This window comes from Streptomyces sp. NBC_01304 (assembly GCF_035975855.1).
Taxonomy (GTDB): Bacteria; Actinomycetota; Actinomycetes; order Streptomycetales; family Streptomycetaceae; genus Streptomyces.
On sequence record NZ_CP109055.1, the window covers coordinates 9194643 to 9209025 of the forward strand.

10 protein-coding genes are annotated in these 14383 nt (G+C 65.5%); 3 read left to right on the top strand and 7 right to left on the bottom strand.

What is annotated here, in order from left to right; translation table 11 throughout:
• Positions 1 to 54: 54 nt before the first annotated feature.
• From OG430_RS40975 to OG430_RS41005, 7 genes are all read right to left on the bottom strand, one after another.
• Positions 55 to 3117, bottom strand: coding sequence for a hypothetical protein (locus tag OG430_RS40975; protein WP_327357736.1), 3063 nt, complete (start codon positions 3115 to 3117; stop codon positions 55 to 57).
• A 44-nt stretch (positions 3118 to 3161) separates the two neighbouring features.
• Positions 3162 to 5456: a hypothetical protein gene (locus OG430_RS40980; RefSeq protein WP_327357737.1), complete on the bottom strand. Its 2295-nt coding sequence runs from the start codon at positions 5454 to 5456 to the stop codon at positions 3162 to 3164.
• A gap of 55 nt (positions 5457 to 5511) precedes the next feature.
• Positions 5512 to 6411 carry a hypothetical protein gene (locus OG430_RS40985; RefSeq protein WP_327357738.1) on the bottom strand — a complete coding sequence of 300 codons (900 nt, stop codon included), beginning with the start codon at positions 6409 to 6411 and terminating at the stop codon, positions 5512 to 5514.
• Positions 6412 to 7088: 677 nt separating this feature from the next.
• Positions 7089 to 9464 carry a DNA topoisomerase gene (locus tag OG430_RS40990; protein WP_327357739.1) on the bottom strand — a complete coding sequence of 792 codons (2376 nt, stop codon included), beginning with the start codon at positions 9462 to 9464 and terminating at the stop codon, positions 7089 to 7091.
• A 254-nt stretch (positions 9465 to 9718) separates the two neighbouring features.
• Complete coding sequence (locus OG430_RS40995) at positions 9719 to 10867, bottom strand: hypothetical protein (RefSeq protein ID WP_327357740.1); 1149 nt, start codon at positions 10865 to 10867, stop codon at positions 9719 to 9721.
• Between the two features lie 17 nt (positions 10868 to 10884).
• Positions 10885 to 11292 (bottom strand): hypothetical protein, encoded by a 408-nt coding sequence (locus OG430_RS41000; RefSeq protein WP_327357741.1) that lies wholly within the window; start codon positions 11290 to 11292, stop codon positions 10885 to 10887.
• Between the two features lie 240 nt (positions 11293 to 11532).
• A complete protein-coding gene (locus tag OG430_RS41005; protein ID WP_327357742.1) occupies positions 11533 to 12366 on the bottom strand; it encodes a hypothetical protein in 834 nt (277 codons plus the stop codon).
• A gap of 435 nt (positions 12367 to 12801) precedes the next feature.
• On the opposite strand from OG430_RS41005, the gene OG430_RS41010 reads away from it, so the two are divergent.
• The 3 genes from OG430_RS41010 to OG430_RS41020 all read left to right on the top strand — a co-directional run bounded on the left by OG430_RS41010 (position 12802) and on the right by OG430_RS41020 (position 14382).
• Positions 12802 to 13320, top strand: a complete 519-nt coding sequence (locus tag OG430_RS41010) for a hypothetical protein (protein WP_327357743.1) — start codon at positions 12802 to 12804, stop codon at positions 13318 to 13320.
• Between the two features lie 344 nt (positions 13321 to 13664).
• Positions 13665 to 13913, top strand: coding sequence for a hypothetical protein (locus OG430_RS41015; RefSeq protein ID WP_327357744.1), 249 nt, complete (start codon positions 13665 to 13667; stop codon positions 13911 to 13913).
• A gap of 1 nt (position 13914) precedes the next feature.
• A complete protein-coding gene (locus OG430_RS41020) occupies positions 13915 to 14382 on the top strand; it encodes a hypothetical protein (protein ID WP_327357745.1) in 468 nt (155 codons plus the stop codon).
• The last annotated feature ends 1 nt before the right edge of the window (position 14383 follow it).

Sequence of the window (14383 nt, forward strand, 5' to 3'; positions counted from 1 at the left end):
GACTGTCGCAATGGTCGCCCTCACCGGGTGCGTCAGTCCTCCACGCTCGCTCTGTCAGTCCTGCGGCTTCTCGCGTCGGCCCCGGCGAAGACCACCGCCCGGCCGTTGCTGCGGCTCCGGAGTCTCCATGCTCTGAGGGGCTCGATCGGCAACCCGGAGCGGACGGGGACGGGAACGTGGACGGGGAGCCTGAGCCCGCGGCGTCGACGCCTGAGCTCCACCGCTGGAGTGCCGCGATGCGGTCGGCTGATTTCCGCCCGAGGAACTCTGCTGGCTCGGGGCACTTGTGCCGGACTGCGCCGAGCCCGTCTGACCCGTGACGGCCTTATGGCGTCCGCTGGTCGGGACAGAACCAGCGCCGCCACGAGCGTTTGGCGGCTTCGTGGACGAGGCGAGAACCTCGCCGGGGATGACCCTGTTGCCGTCCGAGGTGTACCCGAGATTCGACAGGCCGCCCTGGGTGCTCAGATTCTGTGCCGTCTGCTTGTCCGAGTATGAGCTGCCCGCTCCGCCGCCGGTCAGTTGCAGCGGACCGCCCTTGTCGCCGAGAACGCCGCCCTGCCCGGACGTGCCCAGAGCACCAGCAGGACCGCCACCGGAGCCACCGCCACCAGGACCGCCGGACAGTGCCGGGCTGTTCGGATCGCCCGGGCCGCCCTCGTCGCCGCCCTCCAGGGCCAGCGCCTGCTTGCCAGAAGCCAGCGCCGTGGTGTCACCGTTTGTACCGCCGGCGTTCGTCGACGCCGTCTTGCCCGCAGGCTTGCCCGTGCTCGGAGACGCCGGGCCGCTGATCTTGCGGTTGAACCCGCCTGCGAGCTTGTTGCCCATGGCCATACCCGCGCCGGCCCCTGCACCTGCGGCCAGAGCAGGCATCAGCCCGCCCTTGTCCGGCGTCGGCGCAGTGTTGGTCTCCAGGAACTTGTCCACGAGCTTGGTGACCACCTCGTCCATCGCCTGCAGCACCGTCTTGCGGACCCGCAGCAGAGCGAAGGTGATGCCCATGATCAGCAGCGACGAGATGAGCGTCAGGATCACGACAATGGTCCCGCCGAGCACAGCGCTGCCCCAAAGGCCGTCCGGGCTCATGAAGCTCGACAAGGGCCCGGCCATGATGTCCGGGACCGAGATCAGGAACTCCGAGACGAACTGGTAGATGAACAGCGTGACGAGGACCTCCAGGATCAGCGCCATGGAGTAGACGATCACCTTGGCGATCGCGGCCATCGCGCCCAATGTCGCGAACGGCACGGCCGCTACGAGGCTGAAGATCCGCTTGACCGAGCCGGCCAGCATGCCGACTGCGTACCAGAAGCCGAGCAGGACGATGGAGCCCAGGACCGTTACGGCGTTGGACCAGTACATGAACTTCGCCGGGCCGGTGCCCACCTGGCTGACGGCCATGTGGCTCTCGCGGGTGAACCCGGACGTGGCGTTGTTCGAGCTGTACATGTTCAGCGAGCTGGGGCCGAACCCGGTGTTGAGGTAGTTGTACGCCGCCAGAGGAGACAGGTTGCACGAGGAGGGCGTCTTGCCCACCGTGAAGCCGCAGTTGCTCTTCGTCCCGGTCGTAGTGAAGACCGTCGAGTTCTTCCCGGGACGGGAGGAAGCCAGACCCGTGCTGTCGGTCGAGATCACCGGGTGATCCACCGGCTTGGGACCGTCCTCCTCTCCGAACTTCTCTACGTCGCCGTAACTGCCCTTGTCCACGAACCAGCTCTTCTTGGTGTCAGCGTCCTCGTTCAGTTGCGTGATCGAGCTCTTGATCCCCGACTCGAAGTCGGAGGCTGCGATCTCGTTGCTGCCGATGTACTTGCCGATGATTCCGAAGGTCGAGAACACCGCCTTGAAGTCATCGGACGCGTCGGTGTCGACGGCGACCGTGCCGTCCTTCCAGGCCGACTCGGCGTCGTCGGCCTTCGTGCCGATGGCGATGCCGTTGAACGTCGCTCCGTGGGACTGCTTGTTGATCGCGAGTGCGCTCGTGCGCACCGACATCATCGCCTCGGAGCTCGCCTGGTCGCCTTTCCAGGCGACGGTGGCCTGGTCGGGGATCCCGAGGCGGTCGTTCATCATCCATGCCTCGAAGTCGACGTACGTGCTCAGCACGACGCGCGTCGGACCCGCGTGCTGGCCTAGAACCGAGTTGTCGAACTTGCCGAGCACGCCGGTGTACATCGAGCCGACGAGCGGCAGGCCGACGCCGATGAAGACGACGCGCACGATGAGCTTCTTGATCGCCGAACCGCGGTCCATCTTCTTGAACATGACCAGGCCGATGAGCAGGACGCCGATGAAGACCGGCACGAGCGCTTGCCAGGAGATGTCGACGAGCAGGCCGTACCAGCCGCTGATCCAGTCCTGGAGGCCTGCGAGCGCGCCGCCTCCGGTGTCACCTCCCGTCATCCCGTCGGCGAAGGTCGGATTGACCGCGCTGACCGCCTGGTAGAACCACGTGAAGGGGTTGATGAGTTTTAGGAACTGGATAATGACGTAGAACAGCGTGCCGACCGCCAGCGCCAGGGCGTAGAAGACCCAGATGACGGAGCCTCCGATCACGCTCACGATCTGTCCGCCGATGCCCGAGGACATCGTGTCCAGGCCGAGGTCAGCGTTCGCCGCCCCGAAGTGCGCGTAGTCGAGCATGCCCGAGTACTTCGCCTTGCCCTTGTCGTCTTTCGCCGCCAGGGTCTTGTATGTGACGGTCTGTGAGGATCCTGAGACCTCGGCGAAGAACCATCCCACGATGTTGCCCAGGCTGAACTCCGGGTCGGTGTAGCCGAGCATGGAACCGCCCGAAGCAGGACTGCTCGTGACCGGCTTCCAGTTCTCGTGCATGCCGTCGTCGTTCGACGGCGAGTTCTTCTCGCTGAAGTACGAGCTCGCATTCGAAGCCAGCTGGTAGAGGCTGTAGTTGTCGCGCTCCTTCTGAGCAGCGAGATCAGCCCAGCCGTCTTCCGCGGACGCAGGCGAAGAGGTCGCCGTGATGAGGACCGACACGAACAGCGCGGTCAGGAGCACGAGGGCGAGCCCGCGCGCGAGCCTGCCCTGGCGGGCTGCGCCACCGCCCTGGCCGGCCCAGGCTCGCAGCCGAGCCACCGACGTGATCATCCCGCTCATCGTCGTTCCCCTGCTCCTCGCCTCCGTACCAGTACCGACCTCGCTCATGCCTTGATCAGCTTCTTCCGCTTGGGCTTCTTGGTCGGACGCCTGACGCTGTCCTTGGGCTGGCGCAGGCTCATCTTGCCGTCGCGGCGCTTGCCCTCGTCGCTCTGACCTGCCTCGGTCTCGCCGTCGCCGCCCTCGCTGTGCTTGCGGACGCTGGTGAGGTTCGCGCCCGGCGCCGGCTTGTCGTGCATGATCGCGTCCATCCGCGCCGCATGCTCGGCCCTGACCGCCTCCAATCGGACCTGCCTGCGCTGGGCCTCGCGGTAGGGGTTGATCCCCAGTGCCAGGTCCAGGTGGAAGACCACGTTGGAGACGCCCCGGCGCAGGTACGTGAGGTTCTCGCCCTTGGTCGTGATGAGCTGGGCGAGATCCGGTGGAATCCGCTGGTGTAGCTGCTTCTGGTATTCCGCCACCGCGGCGTCGCGCATCGGGCCGAAGAGCGTGTAGTCCGCGGCGTCGAACGTGTTGAAGTCGCTGTCGGCCAGCATCCTGTCGACGTCGTTGTAGCTGTAGACCACCCGGCCGCCGCGCTCGTGCATGTGGTCGAACTGGTCTTTGATGTACTTCTTCACCCGGTCGTCGATGTGCTCGGCGCCGTGGATGATCACCGTGTCGCCGAGCCCTAGCTTGCCGACGGCGAAGCCGACGATGTTCACCAGCTGTGCCATCGCCACGCCCTTGCCGCGGCGCATGAGCCGTGAGAAGTCATAGACCACACGCAGCGAATCACGGACCCCGTCCACGGCCGAGGCCGTGTGGTTGTTGAATAGGTCGCCGTTGGTGCTCAGCATCGCGTTGGCGATGCCCCTGAGCACGTTGTAGGCGCGCAATTGGTCCGGGTCGGTCTTGCTCGAGTTCAGCAGCGCCTTGTGCGCGGTTGCCAGGTAAGAGACGAACATCTGAAGACGCGGCACCTGGGTGTGCGGGATGTTCACCACCCGCAGGCGGTGACGCTGCTCCTTGGCGTTGTGCCGCCACATGCCCTGCTCGACATAGAAGTCGGTCACCGTGTCTTCGAGGGCGCTGCGGATGATCGAGCCGATCGCTCCGTCGCTGGTCTCGTAGAGCTGCTCGAACATCAGCTTGAGCTTCTCCATCTGGGCGGAGAAGACAGTCAGTTCGTCCTCCTGTTCGCCGAACATCTCGAACATGTTCACATCGCCCTGATTCAGGTCCACGCGCGCGGTGAGCCGCTCGAACTTCGGACCGAGCTTGTCGAGGTTCGCTCCGTCGAGGATGAGGTGGACGACCTGGCCGTTGTTCAGCAGCGCCGCCTGAGAGATCTTTGAGCACCACATGTTGGCCACCCGCTGGCGGTCGAGGTACTCGCTGAGCGTGGCATCGGCGACGATCGCGTGGTGGTCGTAGGCGTTGACGTCCATGAGCACGGCGCTGTTGTTGACGTCGCCGACCATGTAGCCGACATACTCGCCGCCGCGGTCGTTGAGGCCATTGGTCACCAGCGAGTATGAGCCCGCCAGCTCGGTCGAGGTGAAGTGGAAGCCCTTGCCCTTCTTCTTCTCGTTGTTCTTCCACAGGCCCGAGAGCTCCTGGCGCTGCTCGCCGGCGTAGGGCGCAGCCTTCAGCGTGCCGAACCGGTCGATGTACAGACGCGTGACCCGGTCGATCGTGTCGTCCAGGGCCGCCAGATCGGGGGCCTTGAGGAAGAGCCGGTTGTGCACCGAGAGGTAGCCCGCACCGTCCTGGATCTCGCTGATCGTGATCCCGAGGTCACCGGAGATCTTCGCGGCTTTGCGCTTGGAGGAGGTCGTGCCCGTCTCCTCCTGCTCGCTCGCATCCAGCCGGTCCAGCTTCTCCGACTGCTTGATGTACGAGTCGATCCACTTCTCATCCATCCGCTTGACCTGCTCGAGCACGACGGCGGTGACCCGCTCGTCCAGGCCGTCCGGGATCCGGTCGATGCCCCAGAAAGCCCCGAAGTTGTCGTGCGCGGCGTCGTCGTGGAAGTACGCCAGGACGCAGGCGACCGAGCTGTCGACCTCGAAGTAGTCGGAGCGGAAGAGGTACTTCTCCTTCGCCTTCAGCGCGAGCAGGTGAGGGTAGGCGTCGAACGTGCCCTGGAGGTGCTTCACCTCCCGGCGCCGCTGCCGCCAGTTCTGCTTCGGCCCGGCGAACTCATCGGCTGCGCCGTCCGTCGGCGCAGCGTCCGGTGTGCCCTCATCCTGAGCAGCACCGTCCGCGCGCGGATCATTGACCACAGGCTCCGCGGTGTCGTTCGTCTCGTCAGGCTTCTTCCCCGGAATGCCGAGCTGTGCCCGGACTTTTGTCATCAGCGCCATGGTGTCCTTCGTTCGTTGCTCGTCGTGGTGGCCGGCCTGGCGCTGGTCAGTTCAGCGACGCCTCGAGTTTGAGCAGTTCGTCGTCGATGCCCTGGTAGAAGACCCTGAGCATCGGCATGGACTCCTCGCGGTCGAGCATCGCGGCTTCCTTGATCATCAGAGCCGAGCCGCCGACCTCGGCCTGGAGGACCTGGTGCCCCTTGCGCAGTGCGCCGGCGTTCTTGCCCTTCAGCAGCAGGTACTGGTGGATCGAGGTGAACTTCCCGCCCACGTGCTGCGCGAGAATGTCGTATTGCTCGTTCTGCAGCTCGATCAGATCGGGGTCGCGGACCTGCAGGGCCTGGTTGCGCCGTTCCAGGTTCGCCACCTGGTGGTAGACCCGCTGCGGCTCCTTCGTCGTGATGAAGCAGTGCTCGCAGGCCGTCTCGACTTTGCGCCAGAAGGAGTCGACCCGGTCGAGGATCCTGACCCGGTCCTCGTCGAAGAGCAGATAGCTCGCCGAACCGACGACCAGGTAGACCCGGCCTTTGCCGCCGTCGGAGAAGCGGATCAGCCCGTCCTCGTCGATCCCGTCGACGCCGGCGATCGAGTTGAAGTCCGTGGGGTTCGAGCTGCGGCGCGTAAGAACGTGACGGGCCTTCCGTGGCAGGTAAGCCAGGAGGGCCGGGACGCGCATGATGCGCAGCTCCTTCGTCTTCACCAGTCCGCCGAAGTAGGCAATCGCCGCCAGTCCCCAGAGAATGAAGAACGTGATGGCCACCGGTCCCGAACTCGCGACGAACGTCGACGTGCTGAACCACAGCAGGGCGAGGATGCCGCCGCCGAAGAAGAGCAGCTGCTTGATCGGGGAGGGCCTGGCCGCCCAGCCGCCCTTGCTCAGCGTGATCTCGTAGTCGAGGAAGCTCCTGTTCAGCGAACTCGGCACCTTGTAGGACAGTTTCGCCATGGATCTCTCATCTCCCCCTGCAACCGCAATGGCCATTGCCTGGTCTATCGAAAAGTCCTCATACCTGAGAGGCGTGTAGATGACATCCTAACTTAGATAGGCTATTCGAATCGTAGCGAAAGGTGCTCGAATCGGATGCTGGATGGCTTGGGCTGGCGACTCCGGGCCATCGGGTGCCGTCTGAACGGCTGGCAGAGCAGCCATGCCGCAGGCCCTCGCAACCGCCTCGCCGTCCCCTCGTGACCGTCCCCCTCGAAGATCTCCTGGCGGGCGGGCACTTCATCGCGCGCCGCCTGCTCCGAGTGCCGGAAGTGACGGAGCCTGGCGATGCGCGGCATCTCCTTGGCCGGATCGAACGCCGAAAGCGCCTGTACGGTGTGATCAAAGCGCCCAGTGAATAACGTGATCTGGCCGGTTCGTGGTCGGCGAGAGCGTGCGCACGTCGAGTCGCCGGGCTGTCAGTTACGGTCGTCGCCGAGCCGCCGCAACCGCGGGACCGGCGATGTCTCGTGGGTCAGCATCACGTCGGGGCTTGCCTGCGCATGACTCGAAGAGGCCTACCGGCCCCGCGGTCATCTTCAACTGCATGCCTTGGGGTAACGTCGCCTCTGGGTGGCGACGGGCAGGCCCGCCTAGTCAAGATCTTCTTGGCTCCTGCGGCACGGGCTAGCTGGGCGTCAGCCGAACGAGGGCACGATCTTCTTCTTACCGCCCTCTTCCTTCCATGCGACCTTCGCGTCAAAGGTCTTGCCCTTTGCCGAGACGAACCCCGTGCCCTGGATGGTCTTGCCGGCTGCCAGGTCCTTGCGCTGCGCATCGGTGAAGGTCACCTGGCACCAGGACCTCGGCGGCTCGTCGCCGGAACCGAAGTCGGGAACGGTCTTCTTGGCCTTCGCGTCCCAGCTGACCTTGCAACCGAAGGTCTTACCGGTCCTTGCGCTGACGAAGTCGTCGATCTCCAGTGACTGGCCCGCCAGGAGCGCCGTGACCTCCGTTGGCGTGAACGTCCGGCCGGACCACTTCGTCGGCTTGTCAGGCACCTCCAGCTGGAACCCGACGAACTTGCGGCCCTTGTAGTCGCCGACACCGAGCGCTCCGGTGGCTGTGTAGGGCTTGCCCGCCTTGTTCGTGGCCCCGAAGGCGATCGTCTCGCCCGCCAGCAGCTTCGCCACCTCGCTGTCACTGAACTCGTGGCCCGACCAGATCCTTTTGAAGGCGACCTTCTTCGGGCCGCCCGGAGCGGCCTGCCACACACCCTCGGCGCGCGCAGTGACCATCTCCTCCTTCAGGCCCAACTCGGCGCGCATGGACGCGGCGTTCTGCGTCATCGTCGCGATGTCCTCACGGACCCAGTCGGCGACGACGGCCAGGCGCTCCTCGGCCGTCGCCGTCCCGGCGGCGATGTCGCGCATGTCGGCGTAGACCTTCTCGGTGAGCGTGAGGTCGCCGATGCGCGTGCCCGGCAGGAGCCGCCAGCTCATCTCGCCGGCCTGTGCCAGCCTGAGTTTCCGGCCCTTCTCCGTCAGCAGCGGGTACTTCGCCCGGCTGTTGGTGACCTCGGAATACGTCGAGGTGCGGGTCGCGCCCGTGCCCACGTCGCGCTTTTCCAGCTGCTTCATCAGCCACTTCATCGTCGGATGCTCGGGGCGCTTGTTCGCGCCCTCGAAGGTGAACGGCTCTGCTGCCCGGCCCAGGCCCTTGCCGGACTCGTTCTCATCGCCCTCGGCTGTGTCGTCGCCGGCGTCGGGATCGAACACGGCGCGCCAGCCAGGGCTCTTGGGCACATTGGCGATGCCCATGAAGTCCGGGTACTTCTCCACGTGGCCCTTCTGCTGCTCGTAGAGGTAGTCCTCGGCGAGCATGGCCAGGTAGTTCTTCGCGAGCATCTCGTAAATGCGCCGTCCGGCCTTGCCGTACTTGTGCTCGACCTCGTCCAGCGAGGAGGGCACCTTCGGCCCCGGACGATTCGCGCCATGCGCACCCTGAGACTTCACGTGCGTCGACCGGGGCTGACGGCGTGTCAGAAGCCCGGCGTCGACGCCGGCCACGGCGGCGATCTTGTCGACCAGCGGGGCGAGATCATTGAACTGCTCCGGCGTGATCGTCTTGTCCTCCGTGCGCGGATACGAGACGACCTGGTCCTCGTACATCTTCTGGTACGTCGAGAGCGTCAGGTTCGCCTTCACGCCCTTGCCGACGAGCATCGAAGACAGGGAGGCGAGGTCGAGCAGCTTCGGCGGCGGGGTCTTCTTGCCCGCCTTGCTGTCCAGGACGGCAGGGGAGGGGCCGTACTGCTGCGGCACCTGGCCCTTCTGGTCGAACCGTGGCTCATCAGGGTTCGTGTACATGACGTCGTTCTCGTCGCGGAAGCGGTTCTGGAAGAACGGCTTCTTGACGTACGCGTCATAAGCCTTCTGCTGATCGCCGACGAGAGAGACCATCGCCGACTTCAGCCGTCCCTGGCGCAGCACGAGGTCCTGGCCGGACTGGCGGCCCATCGCCGTGGCGATACGGGTGAACTGCATGGAGAGGAAGTCCCACTGCGAGCGGTACATCGCCTTGCGGTAATCACCCTCGTCCTGCATGGACTTCACGGGCCGGCGCTGCTCGAAGGCCTTCTGGAGCGAAGCCTTCGACTCATCGGTGAACTCCATACGGCTGAACTTCTTGCCGTGGAAGCCGAGTTCGTCGATTGCCTCCCAGAAGAGCAGATCGCCCTCGCCGGACGGATCCAGGTCCGTGGCGATGACGATTTCGTCGCCGCGGCCGAGCGCCGCCCGCAGAGCCTTGATGACGTCTGAGACGTTCTTCTGCGGCTCACGCTTCCACGAAAGATCCCGCGGGTTCCACGGCAGGTTGCCCAGATCCCACTTCTGATAGGCGTCCGCGAGCGAGGAGTCCACCATCGCATGAGGCTGGGCGAACTCATAGAGATGGCCCCGCAGGGTCGCCACTTCGTACGCCGTGCCCTTGTGGCTGCCCTTCGTCCCGCCGAGGGCGCTGGCCATGTTCCTCGCTGCGCTCGGCTTCTCTGCAACCACGATCGCGACCATGCCGACTCCCTCTTGCCGTTGACTTGAAAGCGAGTGTGAGTCTACTCGGAAAGGAGGCTTGAATGAGAGTCTGAATGGCGACGGAAAGGGTGTTGAGTGGTTGTGCGGGCGTGAAGCGAACTGCTGGCGGCATGCTGCTCGACCGATGACAGGGGCGCCCCGAACCGCCGCGCAGCGTGCCGGAGATGTCCACGGTCAGTGAGATCAGTACGACTACGCCCTTCGCCTCGTCGTCCGGCTCGGCCACCTGTGTCTCACCGAATAGGCCGTCCTTCCTGCTCGCGTTCAAGTTTCATCTGCTTCCTGGTCGCTTCCCGGGCCTTGTCCCGGAAGTAGAGCGCCTCCTTGTGCGTGACCGGCGCGTCGTGGAGGTTGTGCGAGCCCCGCAGGAAGTTCTCCGTGCGGTCGGCGATGGAGTACGCCAGCGCCTGCTCGACCACCGCGCTGGTCTGGCGAACCTCGCCCAGCTCGTCGCGTAGCTTGCGCAGCAGTCCGTCCCGCTCGCGTTCACCGGCCTCGATGTTCGCCAGGCGCGCCACCACGCTGCCCAGCAGCGGGTCGCGGGAGCGGAACAGTTCGACGGCGCGCTCGGTGGCAGGATCGGCGTCAAGGCTCAGGTCGAGCTGAGCCAGCAGGAACGCCGTCACCAGAGTTCCCTGACTCAGCCGCCGGCTGAACTCCCGAGCGGCGCTGTCGCTCACGCCCAACTCGCGGACTGCGGCTGCTCGCAGCTGCTCCCGCAGTGCGTTCATGATGCTCTCGGGCAGCGCCTTGATGTGCGGCTGGCTCTGCCCGCCGCTGAGCCGGAAGCCCGAGTGGGGGAGCACGGCGGTCTCGGCTGAGCTGTCTGATCCGCCCTTCGAGGCCGCACTCTGCGCGGCGTCCTGATGATCGGTGAGCTGCAGCGATCCGAGCCCTACATGCTCGGGTTCATCCGGTGCGGCGACGACGTCATGGGCAGTGACTTCGGCTGTAGCGGCGCCCGCGACGTCCGGTTGTGCCCCGGGGACCGGAACAACATCAGCCGCAGGGCCCGCCGGCACACCGCCCGGGAGCACCCCGTCAGCGCTGTTCTGTCCACCGCCGGCACCACCGCGCTGACTGGATCCGCCGGCCCGCTCGGAGTCGCCGGCGTCGGGCTCGCGGTCCGGCTCCAGGTCCAGGCGATCTGCTTCGGCGTCATCACCCGGACCGGCCTGCAGATCTTCAGCCTCGAGTGGGGAGTCGACGTCGCCAGCCTCATCGAGCTGCGCCTCCGGCTCGGGCGTTGCCACCGCAGGCTCAGGCTGCGCCGTCTGGTCCTGGACGCGCTTGAGTTCCTCGCGCCCGCCGCGCCGGTAGGCGTCGAGGAAGGATGTGTCCACATCCATCACCTCGGCGGTGGGTGTGGCCGCCTCCAGCATCTCCGCGAAGTCCTGGCTCATCCGAGCTCGCCGTCCTCGGCATCCAGGAGGTAGTTGTCACCGCGGGTGAGCCCGATGAGGGAGTCAAAGCCTGTGGTGACGACGCGTTCGAGGTTCGCCGCGTTCGTCGCCAGTGCCGCGACCTGGTCGACAAGCTCGTTGAGCCGAGCGATCTCCAGGGTCGGCAGTTCGTAGTCGAGGTTCTCGCGCCGGATCTTCTCGACCACTGCCTCGGCCACGTACTCGTTCACCGAGGAGAATCCGCGTTTGTCAGCCCAGTACTGCGCGCGCTGCTTGTCGTCCGGATCCAGCCGGATGAACATGCCATGGCGCCCACTGCTGCCGCTCTGCGTCGGGCCCGGCGGCTTCTTCTTCGTGCCGGGCACGGACTGTGTCGTCTTCTCCAGGTCCTGCATGGCGGTCATGAGCGCTGTCTCCTTGGCTTGCTTTACTGGCCTGAAGAGGCGGCTTATCAGCGTTACTGGATAGCCCATCTGTGGTCTTTGTGCGCTTGGTTGAATGCCGGCAGAGTCGCAGTTGCGCTCAGTTGGTGCCCCTGGCGGGACATCGCGGAGCAGATGGACCTGCCCGATCCCCTTCCTTTCGGTCGGGGATACCTGTTGCGGACCATGCGGCTACCCTCGCCTGGCCTGATGGACGCCGACTCAGAGGCTGGGTGTGGATGTCGGCGTCGCATTCGTCGTGCAGTCGACGAGGCCCTGGACGAACTTCGGCGACTGCCAGATCGCCTTGTCTTTGTCGTTCGGCAAGTACTCGACGATCGACCCGGTGCCGAGGGGCGCGCCACTGGCGAAGAAGTGCAGCGCTTCCTGGCTGAAGCCCGCGTCGTACGCTAAGGCCGACAGGCACTGGCCGGCTGCCGTGTAGGTCTTCTTCTGGCCCTCGTCTCGGGCGTAGGAGGAGAACATGGAGACCAGGCCCTTGGTCAGCTCGAGGGGCGAGCTGACCGGCTGATCCGCGCGGACTGGGTAAGCCGGCCTCAGATTCGGCTTGCCAGCTGCAGGTTTCGCGGCTCCCTTCGGCGGCGCATAGCGCTGAGGCTTGGCCCTGCTGCCGTCCGGAAGTACAGCCTTGTCGACGCACGCGTCGAAGTTCTCGCGCAGCGACCGCGAGGCCAGGAGCACGGCGCCGTCCTCGCTCACCTTGTTCAGTCCGCCGATGACTCCACCCGTGTCGTCGCTGTCCGTCTTGACGATGTAGGCCAGCGCCTCCTGCGGCATTCCCGCCTTGCGCGCCGCGCTGAGCAGGCAAGCCCCGCCGTCCTTCCTGGGACTCCTGGCGCCCTGGAAGACGAGCTTGTCCAGGGCCTTGTCGAGGTCCTTGTCGGTGACCCTGACGGGGCTCGTGGTCGGACTGGGCGCAGACGGCGCCTGGGTCGTGCGGCCGTCGCTGCTGGAGCATCCGGCGAGCAGCACGCCCGCGGCCACGGCCAGTGCTGCACCCGCAGGCGTGGCCTTACTCGTCATCCAGGTCGCCATCGCTCCTCACTTCACCTCTCTTGTTGCCGCCTAGTCTGATTGAATCGACTGGCCTTTGAGGGTATCTTATCGAAACACTTATTGAGTGGCAGTCGACTGTGAGTAGGTCGCTGAGGGCATACCGGGCAGGGCTCGGGCGCACAGGGCGCCTGCGGGACTGTTCGGCTCTCGGGGATCAACGGAGTTGATCCGGAGGGCGCTGTGACACGTCGTGTGCGTGTCGGCTACGGGTGGCCCCCTGCTGGGCGGCCGCTCGTGGGCTTCTTCGTCTCGTTCTGTGGAGGCCTGCTCGCCGTGACTGCTCTTGCTTCGGCTCGGGCCGCCACTGGTGTCGGTCTGCCGACGCTCTGGCGTAGAGAAGGGAACTTCATGGGTCGACCAGGACTTCCGTACGAATGGGATGGGAAACGCCCTATCAGCCGGGCCGAAATGGGCATGTCGATTCAGGTCAAGGGCGATGAGCTGGTGTACCGCCGCGCCGCGACCGGATCCATACCGGAGTCGACGACGCACTACCTGATCCTCGGTGTGCGACCGCGTGATGTCCGAAGTGAATCCCGACTCGTTGACGATCATGGCCAGCACTGGCAGACCGGCTGCGCCTGCATCAATCCGAAGGGTCTCTTCGGGGAGAGCTTTGACCGGATGGTGTGCTGGAAGGTCGGTGAGGCCGACGCTCGCGACGGCCAAAGCGTCTTCCGCATGCAGCAGCAGCGGCGCCCCGTCGGCTCAAGTGGCCAGTGGGAGAACTGGAAACCGGCGTTCCAGGTCCAGGCGACCGGATGGTCCGGGCGGCCGTACGCGTTCAGGGCGAGCGCAGTGGCGTATCTGCGGTGGCTGCCGAAGGAGCAGCCGGGCTTCGAGTGGCGCGGCCGTGTCTCGCAGGACGTGAGCGGGTTCGCCGGCCGACCGCACACCGTGTATCCGGACGGCATCGTTGTGCCCGACAACTGATGCGGGCCCGTTGTTCTTCCCCACGCTCCAGCGGTACCAGCACCCAGGCCAATGGGCCGACACCGCAGCCCGGTACATAGAACTCGAACCGCGCCTCAACTCCGACGAGTTGGATCCCGGCGCTTAACGCTGTGTGCGTCACATGAAGGCGCGAACCCGTAAAGAACGACCCCGCCACCGGATGAAGGCCCGTGAATGTGGAGACCTGATTTCCCGGCAGCTATTCGTCACGCATGCAGGCAGCGCGCGCATCACAACCGGCGGCTGAACCAACGACAGTCCAGAGCGCATCAGCAATGTCGCGCCCAAGGCTGTCGCATCTCGGCAGCTATGAGGGAGGAACAGTGGAGTGGGACCGAATCGACCTGGAGATCGGCGACCGAGTCCAGATGACGATGCCCTGGTCTGAGGTCTGTATGCACCTGCGCGTCGCGGAGAAGACCCTCGAAGCCAAGGTCCTCGAACGCGGCACTCCGCTCTTCAAGGACGGCCGGGAGTTCTCGGCGCCGATCACATGGGGCGAGGCCGGGATCTACACCGACTCGACCACGAACAAGCCCTACACCTACAACGTCGAAAAGGTGGCTGCCTGAAATGCCGAAAATTCCCGAGCTGGGCATGGATGACGACCTTCCCGGTGCGCAGTACGCCCGGGAGACCAAGAAGCAGCTGATCGTGGGCGGCACCGAGACCGGCGTTCACCGGTTCGACAGGCTGCCCTCGTACGAGGGCTGGGCCGGTATGTGCGCATGCGGGTTCGAGACGCCGGAGCCCTCGTACGACTCCATGGGCCCGCTGCTGAGGGCGATCCGAGAGCACCTGGAACGCGATGTCTTCCCTGCGGTCGACGAGGCCCTGCTGCTGAAGGAAGCCCAGATAACCAAGCTCGGAAAGTTGATCGGCTATCACCGCCTGGTCGGGACGACCGAAGAGCACGGCACCCGGCACGTGGGCTGGCTCGTCGCCGGGACGCGCGGATTGATGCGCATCGAGGACGGCGCGGAGTTCGGCTCCTTCCAGGGCTCGTGGATCAAGTTCAGCACCGAGAAGCAGGAGGGCTGAA